Source organism: Streptomyces sp. SID5464 (assembly GCF_009862985.1).
Lineage (GTDB): Bacteria > Actinomycetota > Actinomycetes > Streptomycetales > Streptomycetaceae > Streptomyces > Streptomyces chartreusis_D.
Window position 1 is genome coordinate 10876 of sequence record NZ_WWIQ01000066.1, and the last position, 23444, is coordinate 34319.

Genomic DNA, 23444 nt, shown 5'->3' on the forward strand with positions numbered 1-23444 from the left:
TGCCGCCCCAAGCGGCACGACTGCCCGCAGCTGGGCGAGTCGATCAGCCCGCTCAGCCCGTCCGGCGACTGAGGCCCCTTGGGACGGTGGGGCAGCGCCGGGTGCCTTGGAGACGCCGGGCGCCTCATCCCACGGCTGAACCTGACGGAGTGAGCTGGCGCACACCTGCCGTAGAGTTGAGGCCGGTCGATACATGGCCGTGACAGATCGGAAGGGCAGCACGCGTGACCGTCGACGACTCGGGTTCCGGCACGGACGCGCAGGGCGCCGACCCCGGCGAGGATCCGCTCGCCCTGCGTCTGGAACACCTGATCCTGGGCGCCGAGCGCCGCTACACCCCGTTCCAGGCGGCCCGCAGCGCCGGCGTCTCCATGGAACTGGCCTCCCGCTTCTGGCGGGCCATGGGCTTCGCCGACATCGGGCAGGCCAAGGCGCTCACGGAGGCGGACGTCCTCGCACTGCGGCGCCTGGCCGGTCTCGTCGAGGCGGGGCTGCTGAGCGAGGCGATGGCCGTCCAGGTGGCCCGGTCCACCGGGCAGACCACGGCGCGGCTCGCCGAATGGCAGATCGACTCCTTCCTGGAGGGGCTGACCGAGCCGCCCGAGCCGGGCATGACGCGCACCGAGGTGACGTACCCGATCGTCGAGCTGCTCCTGCCCGAGCTGGAGGAGTTCCTGGTCTACGTCTGGCGGCGGCAGCTCGCCGCCTCGGCCGGACGGGTCGTGCAGGCCGCCGACGACGAGGAGATGGTGGACCGGCGGCTCGCGGTCGGCTTCGCCGATCTGGTCGGGTTCACGCGGCTGACCCGCCGGATGGAGGAGGAGGAGCTCGGCGAGCTGGTCGAGGCCTTCGAGACCACCGCCGCCGACCTGGTCGCCGCGAACGGCGGTCGGCTGATCAAGACCCTCGGTGACGAGGTGCTGTACGCCGCCGACGACGCGGGCACGGCCGCCGAGATCGCCCTCCGGCTGATCGAGACCATGGCGCACGACGAGACGATGCCGGAGCTGCGCGTCGGCATGGCGTTCGGCACGGTGACCACCCGAATGGGTGATGTCTTCGGTACGACCGTGAACCTGGCCTCCCGGCTCACCTCGATAGCTCCGAAGGACGCCGTACTCGTCGACACCGCCTTCGCCGAGGAGCTGATCCGCACGCAGGACGCCCCCTCCTCGGAGGCGGAGGCGGCCGAGGAGGCCGCGGCGGCGGAGAAGGAGGGCGAGGAGCCGCCGTCGTACCGGTTCGCGTTGCAGCCGATGTGGCAGCGGCCGGTGCGTGGGCTGGGCGTCGTGGAGCCGTGGCTGCTCACACGGCGGGACAGCGCCTGACGAGGCCGGCGGAGGCCGGCGGAGGCCGGCCGGGGCCGACGGGTGCTCTCAGCCCGGTAGGTCCACGCACACGCCGATGACCGGCACGCACAGGCCCGGGTCCTGCGGTTTCTTCGGCTTCTCGGGCTCGGGTGCCGGGGCTGGGGCCGTCCGGCTCGGTGGTGAGGACTGGGGCGGGGCCGGGCGGGGGGCCTTGCCCGTCGCCGACGGTGCCGGGGGGTTCGGCGTGTCGGGGATGGTCGTGGGCTGGGGAGCCGCGGCCGAATGTGCCCCCCGGGTGTCGGCGGACGGCGGCGTGGACGGGGTGGGCGAGGCCTTGGCCTGGCCGCGGGTGCCCGGCGACGGGGTCAGGCCGCCCAGGGCGGTGGGTGACGAGGGGCTCGCCTCGGGGGTGGCGGGTGCGGTGGCGGCGGTGTTCGTGGCGTCGTCCGTGCCGGTCGTGACGGGGTCCGGGCGGGGCTCGGCCTCGACCGTGCCGACGCTGTCGGTGCCGGGGCCGGAGGTCAGGCGTACGAGGCTCAGGGCGCCGGCTGCCAGGGCGAGGCCGCCGGCGGCGAGCAGGGCCTTGCGGGGACGGGGCTTGCGGTGGCGGCCTCGGGTGCGGGGGGAGGAGGGGCCGGTTTCCGTTTCCGTGGGGGCCGGGGCGTACGGCGTGGCCGGGTCGGTGTTCCGTTGCGGCCTCGCCGGCGTGTTCGTCGTCGTCATGGTCCCTCCCCGGTACGCACGCGCCCCCAGCGCGCCGTGGCCAACGCACGCTATGCGCTGCCGTGGGTGATCGGGCCGGAGTCGGGGTGATGTCACTCGAACGGGTGGGCGGGGTGGCGGGGCCGGAACCGGACGCGTCCGCTCTTCCGCGGGTGGGGTGGGGCTGCGATGATCGGAGCGGTGAAGGTGTTAACCCGCGTTAACCGGAGGGTGTCATGAGTGAGGAACGGTTCGGGGAGTTCGTGCTGGTGCGGCGGCATGAGCAGGGGCATGTCGCGGAGCTCGTCCTCGACCGGCCCAAGGCCATGAACGCGGTGTCGACGGAGATGGCGCGGTCGATCGCCGGGGCGTGTGCGGCGCTGGGTGAGGACCGGGACGTACGGGTGGTCGTCCTGACCTCGTCGCATGAGCGGGCGTTCTGCGTCGGGGCCGATCTGAAGGAGCGGAACTCGTTCAGCGATGCCGAGCTGGTGCGGCAGCGGCCCGTCGCGCGGGGGGCGTACACCGGGGTGCTCGAACTGCCGGTGCCGACGGTGGCGGCGGTGCACGGGTTCGCGCTGGGGGGCGGGTTCGAACTGGCGCTGGCGTGTGACGTGATCGTGGCGGACCGGACGGCGGTGGTGGGGTTGCCGGAGGTCTCGGTGGGGGTGATTCCCGGGGGTGGGGGGACGCAGTTGCTGCCGCGGCGGGTGGGGGCGGCGCGGGCGGCTGAGCTGATCTTCTCGGCGCGGCGGGTGGAGGCCGTCGAGGCGGGGGAGTTGGGGCTGGTCGACCAGGTGGTGGAGGAGGGGCGGGATCGGGAGTCGGCGCTGGAGCTGGCTGCTCGGATCGCCGGGAACTCGCCGGTGGGGCTGCGGGCGGCGAAGCGGGCCTTGCGGTTGGGGCAGGGGCTGGACCTGCGGGCCGGGCTCGAGGTGGAGGACGCGGCCTGGCGGGCTGTGGCGTTCTCGGGGGATCGGGCGGAGGGGGTCGCCGCGTTCAACGAGAAGCGGAGGCCGCAGTGGCCGGGGGAGTGAGCCGAGGCCGCTGGGGGCGTCCGGTCCTCCCCGTTCGCCCCGTCAACAGAACCAAATGGCTGGAAACTGCCTAGCCTGGGGTGATGGGTGAGGACAGACGGCTTGTGGCTGTCGTCGCGTTGGCTCAGGGGATGGCGGCCGCGCACGGGTCGCGTGAGGCGTGGCGTGCGGCGGCTGTCGGGGCGTGCCGGGCGCTGGGCGGGAGCTTCGCCGCGCTGTCGGTGTGGGAGCGGGAGCTCGGGCGGCTGAAGGTCCTCGTGAACGTCGGTGAGCTGGCCGAGGGGGAAGAGGAGTTCCCGGAGGACGAGTCCTACCCGGTGCACCAGTTCGCGGAGATCACCGAATTCCTGCACGAGCGGTGGGCCGCCGGTGGCGGGGAGCCGGACGCCTGGGTGGAGACCGCCGAGGGGCCCGCCGCCGGGCGGCGTCCCGGGTACTGCCATCAGCGCGTCGCCGCCCTGCGCCGCCGGGGTCGCGGCTGCTGCGTGGTCGCGCCCATCGTGCTGCACGGCCGGGCCTGGGGCGAGCTGTACGTCGCCCGGCCGGTCGGGGAGCCCGTCTTCGAGCGGGCCGACGCCGACTTCGCCACCGTCCTGGCCGCCGTCGTCGCCGCCGGTATCGCCCAGACCGAGCGGCTGGAGGAGGCCCGGCGCCTCGCGTTCACCGACGCGTTGACGGGACTGGCCAACCGCCGTGCCGTCGACGTACGCCTGGAGCAGGCGATCGAGCGGCACCGCGGGGACGGAGCCGTCGTCAGTCTCGTCGTCTGCGATCTGAACGGGCTCAAGCGCGTCAACGACACCCACGGGCACGCCGCCGGCGACCGGCTCCTGGAGCGCTTCGGCTCGGTGCTGTCGCTGTGCGGGGCCATGCTGCCGGGGGCCCTGGCGGCGCGGCTCGGCGGGGACGAGTTCTGTCTGCTCGCGGTCGGGCCGCCCGCCGACCAGGTCGTGAAGGCGGCTGGTGAACTGTGCCGCAGGGCGGCGGAGTTGGAGCTCGGGGACGGTGTGGCCTGCGGGGTCGCGTCCACCGAGGATCCGATCGGGCCCGTGCGCTCGGCCCGGCGGCTGTTCCGGCTCGCCGACGCGGCCCAGTACCGGGCGAAGGCCGAGCGGGCCACGCGGCCGGTCGTCGCCGGGCGGGCCGGCCCCGACGACCCCGTCGTGCGGCTCGCGGACGAGCCGTCCCAGGAGGCCGACGGTGAGCGCCGGCGCTTCCGGGGGCGGCACGCGCCCTGAAGCGGGCCGGCCGTGTGACGCATCAGTAAGGGGTGAACCCCGCCCCCAGTGGTGACATCATCGAATTCACTGCGTACGCTCCTGAATATGGATATGCACACTGTGGTGGTGGGGACGTCCGGGGTGACCGCGTCCGACGTGCTCGCCGTGGCGCGCGGCGGCGCCCGCGTCCAGCTCTCCGAGGAGGCGCTGGCCGCCCTCGCCGCGGCCCGCGAGATCGTGGACGCGCTGGCGGCCAAGCCCGATCCCGTGTACGGCGTGAGCACCGGCTTCGGGGCCCTGGCGACCCGGCACATCAGCCCTGAGCTGCGCGCACAGCTCCAGCGCAACATCGTCCGCTCGCACGCCGCCGGCATGGGACCGAGGGTGGAGCGGGACGTCGTACGCGCCCTGATGTTCCTGCGGCTGAAGACCGTCTGCTCCGGGCACACCGGCGTACGGCCCGAGGTCGCGCAGACCATGGCCGACCTGCTCAACGCCGGTATCACCCCGGTCGTGCACGAGTACGGCTCCCTCGGCTGCTCCGGCGACCTGGCGCCGCTGTCGCACTGCGCGCTCGCGCTCATGGGCGAGGGAGACGCCGAGGGGCCCGACGGTGCCGTGCGCCCGGCCGCCGAACTCCTCGCCGAGCACGGCATCCAGCCGGTCGAACTGCGCGAGAAGGAAGGCCTCGCCCTTCTCAACGGCACCGACGGCATGCTCGGCATGCTGGTCATGGCCCTGGCCGACCTGGACACGCTCTACCGGTCCGCCGACGTCACGGCCGCTCTGTCGCTGGAGGCCCTGCTCGGCACCGACAAGGTCCTCGCCCCTGAACTGCACGCCATCCGGCCGCACCCGGGGCAGGCCGCCAGTGCCGCCAACATGCTGGCGGTGCTGAAGGGTTCGGGTCTGACCGGGCATCACCAGGACGACGCGCCGCGCGTCCAGGACGCCTACTCGGTGCGCTGCGCCCCGCAGGTCGCCGGGGCCGGGCGGGACACCATGGCCCATGCCCGGCTCGTCGCCGACCGCGAGCTGGCCTCCGCGGTGGACAACCCGGTCGTACTGCCCGACGGGCGCGTGGAGTCCAACGGCAACTTCCATGGCGCGCCGGTCGCCTACGTCCTGGACTTCCTCGCCGTCGCCGTCGCCGACCTCGGCTCCATCGCCGAGCGGCGCACCGACCGGCTGCTCGACAAGAACCGCAGCCACGGCCTGCCGCCGTTCCTCGCCGACGACGCCGGTGTGGACTCGGGCCTGATGATCGCTCAGTACACCCAGGCCGCGCTGGTGAGCGAGATGAAGCGGCTCGCCGTACCGGCGTCCGCCGACTCGATCCCCTCCTCCGCGATGCAGGAGGACCACGTCTCGATGGGCTGGTCGGCGGCGCGCAAGCTGCGCACGGCCGTCGACAACCTCACCCGGGTCCTGGCCGTCGAGCTGTACGCCGCCACGCGCGCGATCGAACTGCGCGAGGGGCTGACCCCGGCGCCGGCGACGCGGGCGGTCATCGACGCCCTGCGCGAAGCCGGAGTCCAGGGCCCGGGCCCGGACCGGTTCCTGGCGCCCGACCTGGCCGCGGCGGACGCGTTCGTGCGCGACGGGCGGCTGCTGGCCGCGGTGGAGACGGTCACCGGCCCGCTTCAGTAGGCGGTCAGGAGGGGAAGGCCGGCCGGGGCCCCGCCGCGTGGCAGGGCCCCGGCCGCGTGACGTCGGAAGCCGACCTCAGAAACCGAGGCGTTCCCGGCGGACCGAGTACGCGACGAAGCCCGCGCCCAGCGTGAGGAAGAGCGTGCCGCCGATGACGTACGGCGTGCTGTCGAAGCTGCCCGTGTCGGCGAGGCGGGTGCCGGTGACGGAGTCGCCCGCGGTCGTGGCCGCGATCCGCGCCTGCTCCGTGACCTGCGGCGACGGGCTCGCCGCGACCGCGTCTCTCACCGGGGAGTCCGACGTCGCGTTGGCGGAGGGGACGAACCACAGGGCGCCCAGCAGGGTCGCTGCGGCGGTGGCGGTCAGCAACGGACGGCGAGCGGATGACACGGAATATCGATCCCCTTGTGGCGCTGGCGAATTGGCCGTGTGGGGCGATGTTAGTGAAAGTCGCGGGTCACGGGAAAGTCACGGGAGGGCCTGGACGTACGCTCGCGCCATGAGCACTCCAGAGACATCACGTTTTGTCCGGCTTCGGGTGGAACTCGTTCTCGAGGTCGAGGACGCGGACGGGATCACCAAGGCCGCGCTGCGCCGGATCGCCGACGACGGCGAGATGCCGGCCGCGGAACGGGCCCACGGCGAAGCCGCTGTGACGGAAGACACTGCCGAGGCCCTCGCGTACCTCGTGGATCCGTTCGACCTGGTCAGCAAGGTGCCGGGGGTGGAGCTCCAGCAGGCCTCCTGGAGCAGCGAGCGGATCGAGTACGACCCCGATTCGCCGGACTGGGACCTCGACGAGGATGATGTCGACGACGACAGCGACAGCTGAGGCACTTGGGAAAACAGTGACCCCGGGCGGCAACCGTCGTCCGGGGTCACTGCGTCTCAAGCGGCGCACCGCCCTGAGCCGCACCGTCCGCGCCCGTTCGCCGCGGACGTGCGCGGACGTGGTGATCCCCACACGTGCGCGGCATGGGGAACCGGATGAACCGGTCGTAGCGTTGAAAGTTCCGGGCGAGGACTCACGAGTCCTGACGGGGGCACTTGGACTTTGACGGGGACACTCGGGGTTTTGGGGAAATCGGCAACGATGGAGAAGCGTGTGATGACGGTCAGTAAGCGGCGCAAGGGCCTGACGGTCGCGTCCGCACTGCTCGGCGGAGTGCTGGTGCTCTCGGCCTGTTCCGGCGGCGACGACAACGCCTCCGGCAGCGACGGCGGCGGCAGCTCCCAGTCGAAGGTCGACGAGGCCGCGGCCAAGAAGGCCTCCAAGGCCCAGATCAAGATCACACCCGAGGACGGCTCCGACAACGCCTCCATCAACAACTCCGCAGCCGTCACCGTGAGCAAGGGCACGCTCACGAGCGTCAAGATGACGACGGCCGACGGCACGGAGGTCAGCGGCCAGATATCCGCCGACAAGACCAGCTGGAAGCCCAGCACGCAGCTGGAGCGCTCCACGACCTACAAGCTGGCGGCGGAGGCGAAGGACTCCGACGGCCGCGTCGCCCACGAGAACGCCTCGTTCACCACGGTCTCCCCGGCCAACAGCTTCATCGGCACCTTCACCCCGGACGACGGCACCACCGTGGGCGTCGGCATGCCGGTCTCGATCAACTTCGACAAGGCGATCACCAACAAGGCCGCCGTCCAGAAGGGCATCAAGGTCAGCACGACCAGCGGCCAGGAGGTCGCCTGCCACTGGTTCAACGCCAACCGCATGGACTGCCGCCCCGAGGACTACTGGAAGGAAGGCTCCACCGTCACGCTGAAGCTCGCGCTCGACGGTGTCCAGGGTGCCGAGGGCGTCTACGGCGTCCAGCAGAAGACGGTCACCTTCAAGATCGGCCGCAACCAGGTCTCGTACGTCGACGCGAAGACCAAGCAGATGAAGATCACGCAGGACGGCAAGGTCGTCCGGACGATCCCGATCTCCGCCGGCTCGCCGGCGAACAAGACCTACGAGGGCATCATGGTGATGTCCGAGAAGTTCAAGGAGACGCGCATGAACGGCGCGACCGTGGGCTTCACGGACGACGACGGCAAGGGCGAGTACGACATCAAGGACGTGCCGCACGCCATCCGCCTGTCGAGCTCCGGCACGTTCATCCACGGCAACTACTGGGGCGCCAAGTCCATCTTCGGCAACGTGAACACGAGCCACGGCTGCGTCGGCCTCCAGGACGCGAAGGGCGCGAACGACCCGAACACCCCGGGCGCGTGGTTCTACAACAACTCGATGATCGGTGACGTGGTGGTCGTCGAGAACACCGGCGACAAGACCATCGCGCCGGACAACGGCCTCAACGGATGGAACATGAGCTGGGCCGACTGGAAGGCCGGTTCGGCGGTCTGACGGGTATTCCGTAGCCGCACCCAGGCGAGCCGCCGCCCTGCCCCGATCCCGGGGCGGGCGGCGGCTCGCCTTGCGTACGGGCGTGTCAAGGAGAACACGCGTGCGCAACCGTCCACCCCTGTAACGGAGTTCCGGCAGCCGTGTAACAGCCTGCCGACGGATTTCTTACCTCGCTCTCATCTATTGAGCACCTGATCACCCGTCGGCATACTGCCTATTCCGGGGGGTGTACGCCCATGTGTACGAGACCACCCCCGGCCGGGTGAACGGGGAATTCGCCCGGTACTTCTGCAAGGGGGAAACTTGCGCAGACAAGTGAAAAGAGCGTGCGCGGCCACGGTCGCCACAGCTGCAGCCGTGGCCCTGGCGGCGGGTATGACCAGCCCGGCGTCGGCGAACGGCGAGCAGACGACCGCAGCCGCGAAGCAGGCGTCGGTCACCGCCAAGCACCGCATCACACTGATCACCGGTGACCGGGTCGTCCTGGACGCCAAGGGCCGTGTCATCGGCCTCGAGCGGGCCAAGGGACGCGAGGACATACCCGTCCAGGTCCGCAAGCTCGACGGCCACACGCTCGTGATCCCGGCCGACGCGGCCCGCCTGGTCGCCACCGGCAAGCTCGACCAGCGGCTCTTCGACGTCACCGAGCTCAACAAGTCCGCGACCCGCAAGGCCCAGAAGAAGGGCCTGAAGGTCATCGTCGGCTACCAGGGCAGCGCCGCGGCCACCAAGGCCGACGTCCGCGACGCCGGTCGGCTCAGCCACTCTCTGAAGATTGTGAACGCCGACGCGGTGCAGACGCCGCAGGAGGACGCGCCCGAGCTGTGGGACGCCGTCACCAACGGCGACAAGACGGCCTCCGGCATCGCGCACGTCTGGCTCGACGGCGTCCGCAAGGCCAGCCTCGACAAGTCCGTCCCGCAGATCGGCGCCCCCAAGGCATGGGCGGCCGGCTACGACGGCAAGGGCGTGAAGATCGCCGTCCTGGACACCGGTGTCGACGCCACCCACCCCGACCTCAAGGGCCAGGTGATCGGCGCCAAGAACTTCACCACCTCGCCCGACACCTCCGACAAGGTCGGCCACGGCACGCACGTCGCCTCCATCGCGGCCGGTACCGGCGCGAAGTCCGGCGGCAAGTACAAGGGTGTCGCGCCCGGCGCGAAGATCCTCAACGGCAAGGTGCTCGACGACGGCGGATTCGGCAGCGACTCCGAGGTGCTCGCCGGCATCGAGTGGGCCGCCGCGGAGGGCGTCGACGTCGTCAACATGAGCCTGGGCGGCGGCGACACGCCCGCGATCGACCCGCTGGAAGCGGCGGTGAACAAGCTGTCCGAGGAGAAGGGCATCCTGTTCGCCATCGCGGCCGGCAACGAGGGCGACTTCGGCGAGCAGACCATCGGCTCCCCGGGCAGCGCCGCCGCGGCCCTGACCGTCGGCGCGGTCGACGACAAGGACGTGCTGGCCGACTTCTCCAGCCGCGGCCCCGGCCTGGACGGCGCCCTCAAGCCCGATGTGACCGCGCCCGGCGTGGACATCACCGCGGCCTCCGCCCCCGGCAACCAGATAGCCGCCGAGGTCGGCGAGAAGCCGGCCGGCTACATGACGATCTCCGGTACGTCGATGGCGACCCCGCACGTCGCGGGCGCCGCGGCGCTGCTGAAGCAGCAGCACCCGGACTGGAAGTACCCCGAGCTGAAGGGCGCCCTCACCGGCTCCACCAAGGGCGGCAAGTACACGCCGTTCCAGCAGGGTTCGGGCCGTATCCAGGTCGACAAGGCCATCACGCAGTCCGTGATCGCCGACCCGGCGTCGGTGAGCTTCGGCGTCCAGCAGTGGCCGCACACCGACGACAAGCCGGTCACCAAGGAACTGACGTACCGCAACCTCGGTACGAAGGACGTCACGCTGAAGCTGACGTCGACCGCCACCAACCCGAAGGGCCAGGCCGCCCCGGCCGGCTTCTTCAAGCTCGGCGCCACCTCGGTGACCGTCCCGGCCGGCGGCAAGGCCTCCGTCCCGTTCACCGTGAACACCAAGCTGGGCGGCACGCTCGACGGCGCCTACTCGTCCTACGTGACGGCGACGGGCGGCGGCCAGACCGTCCGCACGGCCGCAGCGGTGCAGCGCGAGGTCGAGTCGTACGACGTCACGCTGAAGTTCCTCGACCGTGACGGCAAGCCCGCCAAGAACTACAGCGCCGACCTGGCCGCGGTCTCGGGCGTGGGCAAGGGCAAGTTCTACTCGCCGTACGACGCGGACGGCACCGTCACCACCCGGGTGCCCAAGGGCGGTTACGTCCTCAACACCAACGTCTACGTGGGTGACGACCCGGAGAAGTTCCAGGGCGCCGACTGGCTCGCCCAGCCCAAGCTGAACGTCACCAAGAACACGACGATCACGCTGGACGCCCGCAAGGCCAAGCCGGTGGACATCACCGTGCCGGACAAGGCCGCCAAGTCGGAGTTCGCCACCGCCGACTACACGGTGGAGACCAAGGACTCCAGCTACGGCTTCGGCTGGCTCCTCGACTCGTACGCCGACATCCGCACCGCGCACGTCGGCCCGCAGATCACCGACGGTTCGGTGACCCAGCAGTGGGACGGCCACTGGACCAAGGGTGACAAGGAGCAGTACAGCGTCACCGGCGGCGGTCCGGTCAAGCAGCTCGCCACCGGCTACACCAAGCACTACAAGGCGAGCGAGCTCGCCACGGTGAAGGCGGGTCTCGGTGCCGCGGCGAGCGGCAAGAAGGGCTCGATCAGCGCCGTCGGCTGGATGCCGTGGAGCAGCAGCGCCTCCTCGATCGGCATCGAGCAGTCCCTGCCCGGCACCCGGACGCTGCACCTGTCCACCGCGGGCGGCGTGCAGTGGCAGTTCGACTTCTCCCAGTACGGCGGTCGCGACGCGGACGGCTTCCCGGTCGACGAGGCCGGCTACACGCTGGGCACGCACAAGTTCGCCGCCGGCAAGACCTACTCGAAGACCGTCAACACGGCCGTCTTCGGACCGCGCCTCAGCGCCGACTTCGGCCTCTTCCGTGAGGGCAACCAGCTCTACGGCTCGCTGCCGCTGTTCGCGGACGGCAAGGGCAACGCGGGCTATTCGAACTTCTCCTCGGTCGACACGACGCTCTACCGCAACGGCAAGAAGGTCGGCAGCAACGACGACCCGCTGTTCGGCGAGAAGCAGTTCAAGGTCCCGGCCGGTGACGCCGAGTACAAGCTGACGACGTCGGTCAAGCGCAGCGTCAAGGTCGCGGCGGCCTCCACCCGCATCGACGCGAGCTGGACGTTCCGCTCCAAGAAGAGCTCCGGCATCAAGCAGTTGCCCGCCTCCACGGTCCGCTTCAACGCGGCCACCGGCCTGGACAGCAAGGTCCCGGCCGGCAAGACGGTCACCATCCCGGTCACCGTCGAGGGCGCGGCCAAGGGCAGCAACCTGAAGTCGCTGTCGGTGTACGTGTCGTACGACTACGGCAAGACCTGGAAGAAGCTCGACGTCAAGAAGGGCAAGGTCAGCTTCAAGAACCCGGCGAAGGGGAAGGCCATCTCCTTCCACGCCAAGATCGCCGACAAGAAGGGCAACAAGTCGACGGTCTCGATCTACAACGCGTACTACGGCAAGTGAGCCGCCGGGCTCACCCGCGGGGTGAGCCGTAGGGCTCGTCAGTGAGCGGCCCGTCGGAAGCCTCGGCTTCCGGCGGGCCGTTCCTGTTCACTGCGCCGGTGTGCCGGTCGCCGCCCGGGTCGCGTCCGCGCCCCAGCTCGCCAGCAGCCGCAGCGCCTCCGCCGACGGGGAACCCGGTTCCGCGTGGTACGTGATGAGGGCCTGCTCGGCCTCGTCGACGAGGCGGAACGTCTCGAAGGACAGGGTCAGGTCGCCGACCAGCGGGTGCCGCATCCGCTTGACGCCGTAGCTCTTCTCCTTGACGTCGTGCGCGGCCCACAGCCGGCGGAACTCCTCGCTCTTCACGGAGAGCTCGCCCACCAGGGCGGACAGCCGCGGGTCGTCCGGATGGCAGCCCGCGTCCATGCGCAGAAAGCCGACGATGTCGGCCGCCTTCTGGTCCCACTCGACGAACAGCTCGCGGTAGTCGGGCCTGAGGAACACCAGCCGCGCCCAGTTCCGCTCCGGCGCCGGCAGCTCCGCCCAGTCGCCGAAGAGGGCCGCGGCCATCCGGTTCCAGGCCAGGATGTCCGAGCGGCGCCCGACGATGTACGCCGGGACGGTGTCGATCGAGTCCAGCAGATGCCGCAACGCCGGCCGCACCTGCTGGGCCCGCGCCGCCTGCTTCTTCTTGTGCTGCTTCGGCTTCGCCAGGTGCATCAGGTGGGCGTGCTCGGCGCCGGTCAGCCGCAGGGCGCGCGCGATCGCGTCCAGCACCTCCGCGGAGACGTTGCGCCCGTTGCCCTGCTCCAGCCGTGTGTAGTACGCCACGGACACACCGGCCAGCTGGGCCAGCTCCTCACGGCGCAGCCCCGGGACCCGCCGCCGTCCGAAGTCGGGCAGCCCCACGTCCTCCGGCTTCAGCCGGGCGCGCCGGGTGCGCAGGAACTCGCTGAGCTCGGCACGCCGGTCCAGGCCCCCGCCGGTCTCCGGTGCGGGCTCCTGTACGGGTTCGGGCTGTTCGTCCATGGCCTCCAGTATTCACGGTCGTACGCACACGAGCCTGACCCCGCCAGTGGTACGCACGCTGTGCATACGCAAAACCGTGGCCTGGGTAGACGCTCGCGGACCCGGCACGCTGGTGATCGTGCCCGGTCAGAACATCCAGAAGGCAGCCGGGCACGGAACCCTGCTAGGAGAACCCCCGGCATGACCACTGTTGCTGCATACGCCGCCCCCGCGCCCAAGGCTCCGCTGGAGCGCACCACCATCGATCGCCGCGAGGTCGGCGAGTTCGACGTCCTGATCGACATCAAGTTCGCCGGTATCTGCCACTCGGACATCCACCAGGCCCGGGAGGGCTGGGGCGAGGGGATCTTCCCGATGGTCCCCGGCCACGAGATCGCCGGTGTCGTCTCCGAGGTCGGTCCGGGCGTCACGAAGTTCGCCGTCGGCGACCGTGTGGGCGTCGGCTGCATGGTCGACTCCTGCCGCGAGTGCGAGAACTGCAAGGCCGGACGTGAGCAGTACTGCGTGAAGGGCAACGTCCCCACGTACAACGGCATAGGCAAGGACGGCGAGCCCACCTACGGCGGCTACTCGCAGAAGGTCGTCGTCGACGAGAACTTCGTCGTCCGCATCCCCGACGGCCTCTCCCTCGATGTCGCCGCGCCGCTGCTGTGCGCCGGCATCACCCTCTACTCCCCGCTCAAGCGCTTCGGCGCCGGCCCCGGCAAGAAGGTCGCGATCGTCGGTCTGGGCGGCCTCGGCCACATGGGCGTGAAGATCGCGGACGCGCTGGGCGCCGAGGTGACCGTGCTGTCGCAGTCCCTGCGCAAGCAGGAGGACGGCCTGAAGCTGGGCGCGGACCACTACTACGCCACCAGCGACCCGAAGACCTTCGAGGAGCTGGCCGGCACCTTCGACCTGATCGTCTCCACGGTCTCGGCGCCGCTGGACTTCAACGCCTACCTCTCGCTGCTGAAGACCGAGGGCACGCTGGCCAACGTGGGCGCCCCCGAGGAGCCCATCGCCCTCAACCTCTTCTCGGTGATCGGCGGCGGCAAGACCCTCGCCGGTTCCATGATCGGCGGCATCGCGGAGACCCAGGAGATGCTGGACTTCTGCGCCGAGCACGGCCTCGGTGCCGAGATCGAGCTGATCCGCGGTGACCAGATCAACGAGGCGTACGAGCGCGTGGTCGCCAGCGACGTGCGCTACCGGTTCGTGATCGACACGGCGACCATCTGCGACCGGTCGGTTTTCGCATCTGCCCTGAGGGCCCCGGCAGCTCGCCCGGGGCCCTCAGGGCGTTCGTGATGCGCGAGGAGGTGCCTGCGGGGGTACACGAGTGCACCAAGGGGTTCGCCAGGTACGTCAGGGGAGGCCCACCATGACCGTGCAGCTGAACCACACCATCGTCGCCGCCCACGACAAGCGCGTCTCGGCCCGGTTCCTCGCCGACATCCTGGGACTGGACGTGAGCCCGCCCTACGGTCCGTTCCTCCCCGTCGAGATCCCCAACGGCGTGACGCTCGACTACATGGACAGCCCCGGCGCCATCACACCGCAGCACTACGCCTTCCTCGTCTCGGAGGACGAGTTCGACCAGATCTTCACCCGGATCCAGGAGGCCGGTCTGACGTACTGGGCGGACCCGTTCCACAGCCGTCCCGGCGAGATCAACCACCACGACGGCGGCCGCGGCGCGTACTTCGACGACCCCGACGGCCACCGCCTGGAGATCATCACGCGGCCGTACGGCAGCGGCGGCTGAGCCGTCGGCGAGCCGGCGGCCGAGTGTTCGCACCCCGCTCGTCACATCTTCGCGCCGCCCTTCGTCATACCGGCGAAGGCGAATCAGAAGGCGAAGAGCTGGGGAGCAGCCATGACCTCACCGATCCTGGTCACCGGCGGCACGGGCACGCTGGGCCGCCACGTCGTCCCGCTGTTGCGCGCGTCCGGCCACGACGTGCGGATCCTCACCCGGCACCCCCGCCCCGCCACGGACGGTGTCGAGTACGTCACCGGTGACCTGCTGAAGGGCGAGGGCGTCGAGACTGCCGTCGACGGTGTGGAGACCGTGCTGCATCTGGCGGGCGGACCGAAGGGCGACGACGAGGCGACCCGCACCCTGGTGCGTGCCGCGTCGCCGGCCGGCGTACGGCACCTGGTGCACATCTCGGTCGTCGGCGCGGACCGGGTCCCGCTGGCCTGGATGCGCACGAAACTGGAGTCGGAACGGGCCGTCGCCGGCTCGGGCATCCCGTGGACGATCCTGCGCGCGGCCCAGTTCCACGACCTGGCACTGACCGTGGTCGAGAAGATGACGAAGCTGCCGGTCTTCCCGGTGCCCGGTGGCCTCCGGCTCCAGCCGGTGGACTCGCGGGAGGTCGCCGCCCGCCTCGCGGACCTGACCCTCGGCGCCCCGGCCGGCCTGGTCCCGGACCTGACCGGCCCGCGCGTCCACGATCTCGCCGCCCTGGCCCGTCCCTACCTCCGCCACAGCGGCCGGCGCCGACCGATGCTGCCGGTGCGCATCCCCGGGAAGGCGGGGCGGGCGTACCGGGCGGGCGCGAACCTGACACTGGAGGGGGCGGAGGCAGGGAAGCGGACCTGGGAGGAGTTCCTCGCGGAGAAGCTGGGCTGATCCTTCCGGCCGGGCCGAACCCTTGCCGGCCGGGTGCTACCGGGCCGTCGGCCGGTCCTGCTCGCCGAAGGTCCACACGGCGCGGGACCCCGGGCCGACGACCAGGGCGGAGTGACCGATCCGCTCCTCGTGCCGGTACGACACCGGCCTGTTCAGCGACATCTCGACCTGCCGCAGTCCCACCCGGTCGAGCGGCACGGCGTCGAACCGCACCGTGGTGCCGCCGCCCTTCGCGACGGCGCCCCCACCTGGCAGGGACCGGACGGCGAACCCGCCGGCCTTCAGCAGCGGCAGCGTGCCGGCGAGGTCCCGGGCGGTCACCGCGAGCCGGATGCCGGTCACGTCCCGCATCAGGTGATCGCGGTAGGCGTCGGGCAGATAGCGCTCCCGGCCCACGTCACCGGGGTGTGCGGCGGGCTCGGTGTTGCTGCGCGGGTCGGCGAAGTACTCCGGCCGGTACTCCATGCCCCAGGCGCCGAAGAGGTCGTACTCCTCGGTGGTGAGGACCGCGTCGAACCAGGGCACCGGGACGCCGTCGCCGAAGTCGCGGGTCTGCTGGAACTCGACGGGGTCGCTGATCCCCAGCTCGCGCAGCCGCGCGATCACCGTCGCCAGGTCGCCTTCCCGCTCGGCCGAGACGCCCAGGCCGGTGGCGCCGAGGGTGCCGTCCTTGCCGGGGACGTCGCCGATCCCGAACAGCTCGATGTAGGTCTCGCGGCCCATCAGGTATCGGCCGGTCCAGGTCTGCCCGCCGGAACCGGTCGTGGTGCGGACCTGGAAGTCGGCGAAGTCCCTGAGATAGTCGGAGTGCTCGATGGCGTCGGCGGTCTCCCGGTCGAGGACGCCGTAGGCGTGGTTGTAGAACAGGAGCTGCCGTCCGCCGTCCTCGGCCTGCGCGGAGCTCACCCCGCCCTGGACCGCCCCCGCGAGGGCCAGGGCGACGACCATGATCATCTGTAATGCTCGTCTGACCGTCATGCGGAGGAGCGTAGAGCGGGAACAATCGCTTCCGCTGGGGATTGCGGCGTCTGTCGGAGGGCCCTGTGACACGGGAGCTGTGACGGCCCTTTGTCAGGGGCCCTTGCTCAGGGGCCCTCGGTCGGGGGACTCCTGGCCGCCCGGGTCGAGGCGGAAGGGCGGGTACTGGTCGGTCATCAGGGCGGCGTACGCGGTCACCCGCGCGCACCAGCGGGCGAGGCCGAGCAGGAAGTCGAAGAGGTGCCGCGGATAGCGGGCGGTGAACAGCAGGACGACCACCGCGACCAGCGAGAGGAAGGGCATCAGCCCGGTTCCCCGCCAGCCGTCCCCGTCCCAGCCCCAGCCGCCGCCCACGAACATCGCGACGACGATGTAGTGCGGGATCGCCAGCAGCCACCACTTGACGAGGACCAGGCCGCGCGAGAGCCGTTCGGGGTAGGCGACGTCGAAGTGGGCCGGATAGCCGGGCACGTCGGCGAGGGTGAACGGCGGGTACCGGTCGGTGCCGAGCGCGGTGTGGGCGTAGTAGGTCACCCGCCAGTTCCACCGCAGTACGCCGACGTTGAAGTCGAAGAGGGACCGGGGGTACCGGGCGGTGAACAGGATGGCGAAGAACGCCACGACGCTCACGAGGACGAACGCGATCCACAGGAAGAACAGCACGATGTAGTGCGGGATCGCGAGCAACCACTTCAGCAGCCACAGCCATCGGGACAACCGGGCGTCGACGGACGCCTCCAGCCGCACGGGCGACGCGGTGACAGGAACCATGGGGCGGCACTCCCTTCGCCTGCAGGCTCGCAAGCGAGAGGGAGCCCCGCGACCTGGGCGGGTCCGTTCGCGCGCCCGTGGCGGGCTCGTGCGTCCGGGACTGTCACGACGGGAGTGGGGCGGCGCTGTCCGGCTCGTCGGTGCCGTCCGGTTCATCGGTACCGTCCGGTTCCTGCGGCGGATCGCCGAGTTGCTCGCGCACGTAGTTCCAGACCACCGCGATCAGCGCGGCGACGGGGACGGCGAGCAGACTGCCCACGATGCCGGCCAGACTGCCGCCCAGCGTCACCGCCAGCAGCACCACCCCCGCGTGCAGACCCAGCCCCCGGCTCTGGATCATGGGCTGGAACACATTGCCCTCCAACTGCTGCACCACGACGATGATGGCCAGCACGATCAGCGCGTCCGTCAGGCCGTTGGAGACGAGCGCGATGAGGACGGCGACGAAACCGGCGAACAGGGCGCCGATGATCGGCACGAACGCGGACACGAAGGTCAGCACCGCCAGCGGGAGCACCAGCGGTACGCCCAGGATCCACAGGCCCAGCCCGATCAGTACGGCGTCGAGCAGGCCGACGGCCGCCTGGGAACGCACGAAGGCGCCCAGCGTGTTCCAGCCGCGCTCGAAGACGGTCGGGACGTCGGCGGCGAGCCGGCCGGGCAGCTGACGCGAGAGCCACGGCAGGAACCGCGGTCCGTCCTTGAGGAAGAAGAACATCAGGAAGAGGGCGAGAACGGCGGTGACCAAGCCGTTCACCACGGTGCTCACTCCCGTGACGACAGCGCCGACCATGCTGCCGAGGCCCTCCTGTGCCCGCGCGACGGCGGTGTCGAAGGCCTTGTTGATCTGGGCGTCACCGATGTTCAACGGCGGCCCGGCGGCCCACTCGCGCATCTTCTGGATGCCCTCGACGACGCCGTCGGTCAGCTGACCGGACTGGGATGCCACCGGCACGGCGATCAGCGCCACGACACCCGCGGCGACCAGCAGGAACAGCACGGTCACGACCGACGCGGCGAGCGCGGGCGGCCACCCGCGCCGCCGGAGGAAGCGGGCCGCGGGCCAGGTCAGCGTGGTCAGCAGCAGCCCGACGACGAGCGGCCAGACCACCGACCACATCCGCCCCAGCAACCACAGAGTCACCGCCAGCATCGCAAGCACCAACAGCAACTCTGCGGAGACGCGGGCGGATATCCGGAGCGCGTCACGGGTCTTCGTGGAACTCAAAGGCGCAGTCACGGGGGCACCTTATTGCCACGAAGTCCCAGTGGTACGGCCGATCACTCCGATACGGTAGCGGCGCGGTGCGAACCGTGGACGCGGCAGTGACGATGTGGCGGCGCCACCTCGGCTCGCCGCGGCGTCGGGGTGACGCCCGTCGTCACCCCTCTGCCTTGGCCACGCCGATCGGGCAGGACACGCCCGTACCGCCGATGCCGCAGTAACCCGCCGGGTTCTTGTCCAGGTACTGCTGGTGGTAGGCCTCCGCCGGGTAGAACGGGCGGCCCTCCGCCGGGACGATCTCCGTGGTGATCTCGCCGTGGCCGGAAGCGGTGAGGACCCTCTGGTAGGAGTCGCGCGAGGACTTGGCGGTGGCCGCCTGCTCGGGCGTGTGGGTGTAGATCGCCGAGCGGTACTGGGTGCCCACGTCGTTGCCCTGGCGGAAGCCCTGCGTGGGGTCGTGGGACTCCCAGAACGTCTTCAGCAGGCGCTCGTACGAGATCAGCTTCGGGTCGTAGACCACGCGGACGACCTCAGTGTGGCCGGTCAGGCCCGAGCAGACCTCCTCGTAGGTGGGGTTCTCGGTGTAGCCGCCCTGGTAGCCGACGAGGGTCGTCCACACCCCTGCCGGGAGCTGCCAGAACTTGCGCTCGGCGCCCCAGAAGCAGCCCAGGCCGAAGTCGGCGGTCTCCAGGCCCTCGGGGTAGGGGCCGAGCAGCGCGTTGCCGAGGACGGTGTGGCGGTCGGGGACCGTGAAGGCCGGCTCCGGGCGGCCGGGCAGCGCCTGCTCGGGGGTCGGCAGCTGGGGCGTACGGCTGTGCAGGAACATGCGGTCTCCAATCGGCGCGACACCCACGCGGGGCGACACCCTGTTCAACGTGCGGGGACCGGGGGGAATTCCGGCCGGGGCCCGCCCGGCCAGGGGCTCAGTGCGGGAGGCTCGCCGGGCTGCCGCCGTTCGCCTCGTAGCCTGCCACCGCCAGGGCCCGGTACACCGCGAACTCCGCCGCCGGGTCGGTGGACAGGGTCCAGGGCAGGGCGCCGACGTGGCCGTCGATGTGCACCAGCTGGTTCATGGCCTCCGCCCAGCGCTCGCTGCGGACCAGGAAGAAGACCAGCATGTGCCGCACGTGCGCCAGCATCGGGTCGTCGGGGCGGGCCGAGTGCACCGCGTGCAGCGCGCCGTGGACGGCCTTCGTGACGACCTCGGTCTGCCAGAAGCTGCTGACCAGGGTCACCTCGGGGAGGTGCTCGAACACGGCGAAGAGGGGCATCGCCGCCAGCAGGGAGCCCCTGGGCGCGCGGGCCGCCGCGGCCTCGGCGAACTCGTACGCCAGCTCACGCGAGCCGTGCCACTTCTCGCACCAGTAGTGCAGCGCGGCCAGGTGCGCTCCCATATGGGTCGGGGCGCGGTCCAGGATCTTCAGCCAGAGCTGCTCGAAGTCCTTCTGGGAGTAGCCCAGCCCGCGGGCCACCGACAGCTCCACGATGTACGGGATCGGGTCGCCGGGGGCCAGCAGCGCAGCCTCGCCGCACGCCGCCTTCGCCTCCTCCATGATGATCCGGAACTCGTCCGTCCCGGGCGTCGCCGTCCGCCACGCCTGCTGTACCAGGAACTCGGCGTGCACCGCGGCCCCGCCCGCGTCCTTGGGCGCCTCGGCCCGCCACACCCGCAGCCACTGCCCGCCCGGCGCCTCGCTCACCCCGCCGGGCCGCTGCTGCAGCTCCAGCGAGGCCGCACCCGCGAAGGCCTGCACCCGCTGCCAGCGGCGCTCGCCCTCCCTCTCCGTGCCGGCGAGGAGCTGCTGCGCCGCGCGGTAGTCCTGCGTGCGCTGCACCACGTCCAGGACGTCCAGCAGGTCCTGGTCGGGACCGGGCATGCGGATGTCCAGCTCCTCCTCGCGGACGAAGCCGTAGTTCGCCGGGTCCGCGGCGTCCGGGTGGTCGGGCGAGACCAGCCCGATCGCGGCCCCGCGCCTGCGCCGCAGGAAGGGGAGCAGCACGAAGCCCAGCATGACCAGAGCGATCAGGACCCAGAGAATCTCCATGCAACAAGCGAACCAGACCGCGCCGACAATTGGCCAACCTGGTCCGCGAACCTGTGGAAAACCCGGCCGAGCCGCACCCACCGCCCAGTGGAAACCCCGGCCCGGGGCCGTGTCGCCTCCTCCCCGGCGCTTCCCCCGGCACTCATCGCGTCGGCGCATTACCCTCGGTGCTCATGAGTGACAGGCATATCAGTCAGCACTTCGAGACGCTCGCGATCCATGCGGGCAACACCGCCGACCCCCTGACGGGCGCGGTCGTCCCGCCGATCTACCAGGTGTCCACCTACAAGCAGGACGGTGTCGGGGGCCTGCGCGGCGGCTACGAGTACAGCCGCAGCGCCAACCCGACCAGGACCGCGCTGGAGGAGAACCTCGCCGCCCTGGAGGGCGGCCGTCACGGTCTCGCGTTCGCGTCCGGGCTGGCGGCCGAGGACTGCCTGCTGCGTACGCTGCTCAGCCCCGGCGACCACGTGGTCATCCCCAACGACGCCTACGGCGGCACGTTCCGCCTCTTCGCCAAGGTCGTCGCCCGCTGGGGAGTGGAGTGGTCGGTCGCCGACACCAGCGACCCGGCCGCCGTACGGGCCGCGATCACCCCGAAGACCAAGGCCGTGTGGGTGGAGACGCCCTCCAACCCGCTCCTGCACATCACGGACATCGCCGCCGTCGCTCAGGTCGCCCGGGACGCGGGCGCCCGGCTCGTCGTCGACAACACCTTCGCCACGCCCTACCTCCAGCAGCCGCTCTCGCTGGGCGCGGACGTCGTCGTGCACTCGCTGACGAAGTACATGGGCGGCCACTCGGACGTCGTCGGCGGCGCCCTGATCACCAACGACCCGGGCCTGGGCGAGGAGCTGGCCTTCCACCAGAACGCGATGGGCGCGGTCGCCGGGCCCTTCGACTCCTGGCTGGTGCTGCGCGGCACCAAGACGCTCGCGGTGCGCATGGACCGGCACAGCGAGAACGCCGCGAAGATCGCCGACATGCTCACCCGGCACGCGCGCGTGACGGGCGTCCTGTACCCGGGCCTGCCGGAGCACCCCGGTCACGAGGTCGCCGCCAAGCAGATGAAGTCGTTCGGCGGCATGGTGTCCTTCCGCGTGGCGGGCGGCGAGGAGGCGGCCGTCGAGGTCTGCAACCGCGCCAAGGTGTTCACGCTGGGCGAGTCCCTGGGCGGCGTCGAGTCGTTGATCGAGCACCCCGGCCGGATGACGCACGCCTCCGCGGCCGGCTCGCTCCTGGAGGTGCCCGGAGACCTGGTGCGGCTGTCCGTCGGCATCGAGAACGCCGACGATCTGCTGGAGGACCTCCAGCAGGCGCTCGGCTAGGACGGGCCCCGGCGGGGTCACCAGCCGGTGAGGGGTGGAGTCGTGTCCGACGGCGGCTCCACCCACGGGCGGGCCGTCAGCGCCCACACGGTGAACGCCACGGCCGCCGCGAACATCAGCAGCCACAGCAGGCGCAGAGCGACCGTCCTGCGCCGCAGCATCCGACTGCCCCGGCGCACCGCCTCGGCGTGAATCTCGGGTGGCACGGGCCGCGACGACGCCTGCTCCAGCAGCCGCCGTACCGCAGCGTCTCGGTCGTTCCCGCTCATGCCCGCCTCCGTTCGCCGGGAGAGCACTCGCCGAGGCGGCTCTCGTCGAGAGGGCCGCGACAACTCATGACGGCACCGTCTTCGCGGCCGTCACCGCCGGGGCCGCGCCCCGCGAGCGGCGCAGCAGGGTCGTCGTGGCCCGGTGGCAGACGGCCCGTACGCGCTCCGTGGACAGGCCGAGCAGGGCGGCCGTCTGCTCCTCGGCGACGCCTTCGTAGAGCCTGAGCACCAGGATGAGCCGCTCCTGCGGGGTGAGCGGGGCCAGGGGACTCGCCGGGTGCGGCCGCGAGCGGCCGGGACCGCCGTAGTGGTGCCAGGCGCCGCGCGCGAAGCGGGTCGCCAGGTACTGCCGGGTTCGGTCGTACGGATCCTCGCCGCGCAGCCGGTCCCAGCACGCGTACGTGTGCGCCAGCGACAGGGTCAGCAGGCGCCGCGCGCGGGGGTTGTCGTCCGGGGCCTCCGCAGTGAGCAGGGTGGCGGCGTGCAGCAGCCGCCCGGCCGCGCCCGCGACGAACGCCTCGAACTCCCGGGCTCGACGGGTTGCCTGGGACGCATGCCGCTCTCGCATCGCGCCTCCCGCCTGACGGCGACCCTGAGGATGCGGGCCCGGCCGGGTACGGGCGCGACGGCCGCGTACGACGGGGACCCGGTCTCATATCAGGCCAGGGGTGGCCCCGAGGTCAAGAGCCGCGCACCGTACAGGCGTCCCCGGAGAGCAACGGGCCCGGAAGCCGCGTCGCACCACGGGGTCAGGACGGCGACTGCGCCTCCGGCCCCGGCACCCCCTGTACCGCCATCCGGGCGGACAGCGCGCTGTTGAAGCGCGTGAGGAGCGAGCAGAACGCCTCACGCTCCTCCGGCTTCCAGTCCTCGGTCAGCTCGGCCATCAACTGCCGCCGGGACGAGCGCACTTCCTCCAGCCGAGACTGCCCGCGCGGGGACAGCTGGAGCACCACAGCACGCCCGTCCTCGGGGTGCGAGGTGCGCTTGACCAGGCCGGTGTCGACGAGCGGAGCGACCTGCCGGGTGACCGTCGAGGAGTCGATCCCCATGCTCGCGGCGAGGGCCTTGACGCCCATCGGGCCTTCCTTGTCGAGACGGTTGAGCAGCAGGTACGCGGCGCGGTCCATGGAGTTGCGCACCTGCCCGACCCCGCCGAGCCGGGTCTGTTCGGCACGGCGTGCGAACACCGCCACCTCGTGCTGGAGGGTGTCGAGAAGACCGGTGTCACCGACGGTCGTCATGTCCATCGACATTTCAGGTGTTGTGGGCATGGCCGGGGGCTCACTTCG

At 71.3% G+C, this 23444-nt stretch carries 21 protein-coding genes and 1 pseudogene; 11 read left to right on the forward strand and 11 right to left on the reverse strand.

What is annotated here, in order from left to right:
• Window positions 1–224: 224 nt before the first annotated feature.
• The gene (locus tag GTY47_RS31375) at window positions 225–1328 is read left to right on the forward strand and encodes an adenylate/guanylate cyclase domain-containing protein (RefSeq protein ID WP_010045620.1); all 1104 of its coding nucleotides are present in this window, start codon (window positions 225–227) and stop codon (window positions 1326–1328) included.
• Between the two features lie 48 nt (window positions 1329–1376).
• Here the strand turns inward: GTY47_RS31375 and GTY47_RS40485 are convergent, their stop codons facing one another.
• Window positions 1377–2033 carry a hypothetical protein gene (locus GTY47_RS40485; protein ID WP_010045626.1) on the reverse strand — a complete coding sequence of 219 codons (657 nt, stop codon included), beginning with the start codon at window positions 2031–2033 and terminating at the stop codon, window positions 1377–1379.
• 215 nt (window positions 2034–2248) lie between these two features.
• On the opposite strand from GTY47_RS40485, the gene GTY47_RS31380 reads away from it, so the two are divergent.
• The 3 genes from GTY47_RS31380 to hutH all read left to right on the forward strand — a co-directional run bounded on the left by GTY47_RS31380 (window position 2249) and on the right by hutH (window position 5919).
• Window positions 2249–3049, forward strand: coding sequence for an enoyl-CoA hydratase-related protein (locus GTY47_RS31380; RefSeq protein ID WP_010045628.1), 801 nt, complete (start codon window positions 2249–2251; stop codon window positions 3047–3049).
• A gap of 83 nt (window positions 3050–3132) precedes the next feature.
• A complete protein-coding gene (locus GTY47_RS31385) occupies window positions 3133–4287 on the forward strand; it encodes a GGDEF domain-containing protein (protein ID WP_029181567.1) in 1155 nt (384 codons plus the stop codon).
• A 93-nt stretch (window positions 4288–4380) separates the two neighbouring features.
• Entirely contained in the window at window positions 4381–5919 is a 1539-nt protein-coding gene (hutH, locus tag GTY47_RS31390) for a histidine ammonia-lyase (protein WP_029181568.1), read from the forward strand.
• Window positions 5920–5994: 75 nt separating this feature from the next.
• On the opposite strand, the gene GTY47_RS31395 is transcribed toward hutH, so the two are convergent.
• Entirely contained in the window at window positions 5995–6309 is a 315-nt protein-coding gene (locus GTY47_RS31395) for a hypothetical protein (protein WP_231911128.1), read from the reverse strand.
• Window positions 6310–6418: 109 nt separating this feature from the next.
• On the opposite strand from GTY47_RS31395, the gene GTY47_RS31400 reads away from it, so the two are divergent.
• The 3 genes from GTY47_RS31400 (at window position 6419) to GTY47_RS31410 (ending at window position 11908) form a co-directional block, all read left to right on the forward strand.
• Window positions 6419–6751, forward strand: coding sequence for a hypothetical protein (locus tag GTY47_RS31400; RefSeq protein ID WP_050810316.1), 333 nt, complete (start codon window positions 6419–6421; stop codon window positions 6749–6751).
• Window positions 6752–7027: 276 nt separating this feature from the next.
• Window positions 7028–8278 (forward strand): Ig-like domain-containing protein, encoded by a 1251-nt coding sequence (locus tag GTY47_RS31405; RefSeq protein WP_010045640.1) that lies wholly within the window; start codon window positions 7028–7030, stop codon window positions 8276–8278.
• A gap of 315 nt (window positions 8279–8593) precedes the next feature.
• The gene (locus GTY47_RS31410; RefSeq protein ID WP_029181570.1) at window positions 8594–11908 is read left to right on the forward strand and encodes a S8 family peptidase; all 3315 of its coding nucleotides are present in this window, start codon (window positions 8594–8596) and stop codon (window positions 11906–11908) included.
• Window positions 11909–11995: 87 nt separating this feature from the next.
• On the opposite strand, the gene GTY47_RS31415 is transcribed toward GTY47_RS31410, so the two are convergent.
• Window positions 11996–12916 carry a helix-turn-helix transcriptional regulator gene (locus GTY47_RS31415; protein WP_010045643.1) on the reverse strand — a complete coding sequence of 307 codons (921 nt, stop codon included), beginning with the start codon at window positions 12914–12916 and terminating at the stop codon, window positions 11996–11998.
• A gap of 180 nt (window positions 12917–13096) precedes the next feature.
• Here GTY47_RS31415 and GTY47_RS31420 point away from each other — a divergent pair.
• The 3 genes and pseudogenes from GTY47_RS31420 to GTY47_RS31430 all read left to right on the forward strand — a co-directional run.
• Window positions 13097–14134, forward strand: a pseudogene (locus GTY47_RS31420) (NAD(P)-dependent alcohol dehydrogenase); the annotation flags it as partial.
• A 145-nt stretch (window positions 14135–14279) separates the two neighbouring features.
• Complete coding sequence (locus GTY47_RS31425) at window positions 14280–14663, forward strand: VOC family protein (RefSeq protein ID WP_010045648.1); 384 nt, start codon at window positions 14280–14282, stop codon at window positions 14661–14663.
• Window positions 14664–14774: 111 nt separating this feature from the next.
• A complete protein-coding gene (locus GTY47_RS31430; RefSeq protein ID WP_010045650.1) occupies window positions 14775–15536 on the forward strand; it encodes an NAD(P)H-binding protein in 762 nt (253 codons plus the stop codon).
• A 36-nt stretch (window positions 15537–15572) separates the two neighbouring features.
• On the opposite strand, the gene GTY47_RS31435 is transcribed toward GTY47_RS31430, so the two are convergent.
• From GTY47_RS31435 to GTY47_RS31455, 5 genes are all read right to left on the reverse strand, one after another.
• Window positions 15573–16490 (reverse strand): DUF5829 family protein, encoded by a 918-nt coding sequence (locus GTY47_RS31435; RefSeq protein WP_010045652.1) that lies wholly within the window; start codon window positions 16488–16490, stop codon window positions 15573–15575.
• A 117-nt stretch (window positions 16491–16607) separates the two neighbouring features.
• Window positions 16608–17285, reverse strand: coding sequence for a DUF4389 domain-containing protein (locus GTY47_RS31440; RefSeq protein ID WP_010045656.1), 678 nt, complete (start codon window positions 17283–17285; stop codon window positions 16608–16610).
• A 103-nt stretch (window positions 17286–17388) separates the two neighbouring features.
• Window positions 17389–18525 (reverse strand): AI-2E family transporter, encoded by a 1137-nt coding sequence (locus GTY47_RS31445; RefSeq protein ID WP_050810317.1) that lies wholly within the window; start codon window positions 18523–18525, stop codon window positions 17389–17391.
• 142 nt (window positions 18526–18667) lie between these two features.
• Entirely contained in the window at window positions 18668–19336 is a 669-nt protein-coding gene (gene msrA / locus GTY47_RS31450) for a peptide-methionine (S)-S-oxide reductase MsrA (protein WP_010045662.1), read from the reverse strand.
• A 97-nt stretch (window positions 19337–19433) separates the two neighbouring features.
• Window positions 19434–20555 (reverse strand): hypothetical protein, encoded by a 1122-nt coding sequence (locus GTY47_RS31455; RefSeq protein WP_010045665.1) that lies wholly within the window; start codon window positions 20553–20555, stop codon window positions 19434–19436.
• A 173-nt stretch (window positions 20556–20728) separates the two neighbouring features.
• On the opposite strand from GTY47_RS31455, the gene GTY47_RS31460 reads away from it, so the two are divergent.
• Entirely contained in the window at window positions 20729–21883 is a 1155-nt protein-coding gene (locus tag GTY47_RS31460; protein WP_010045668.1) for a cystathionine gamma-synthase, read from the forward strand.
• 17 nt (window positions 21884–21900) lie between these two features.
• On the opposite strand, the gene GTY47_RS31465 is transcribed toward GTY47_RS31460, so the two are convergent.
• The 3 genes from GTY47_RS31465 to GTY47_RS31475 all read right to left on the reverse strand — a co-directional run bounded on the left by GTY47_RS31465 (window position 21901) and on the right by GTY47_RS31475 (window position 23408).
• Complete coding sequence (locus GTY47_RS31465) at window positions 21901–22152, reverse strand: hypothetical protein (protein ID WP_010045670.1); 252 nt, start codon at window positions 22150–22152, stop codon at window positions 21901–21903.
• A 64-nt stretch (window positions 22153–22216) separates the two neighbouring features.
• Entirely contained in the window at window positions 22217–22720 is a 504-nt protein-coding gene (locus GTY47_RS31470; protein WP_010045672.1) for a sigma factor-like helix-turn-helix DNA-binding protein, read from the reverse strand.
• A 181-nt stretch (window positions 22721–22901) separates the two neighbouring features.
• A complete protein-coding gene (locus tag GTY47_RS31475; protein ID WP_029181572.1) occupies window positions 22902–23408 on the reverse strand; it encodes a MarR family transcriptional regulator in 507 nt (168 codons plus the stop codon).
• Window positions 23409–23444: the final 36 nt, after the last annotated feature.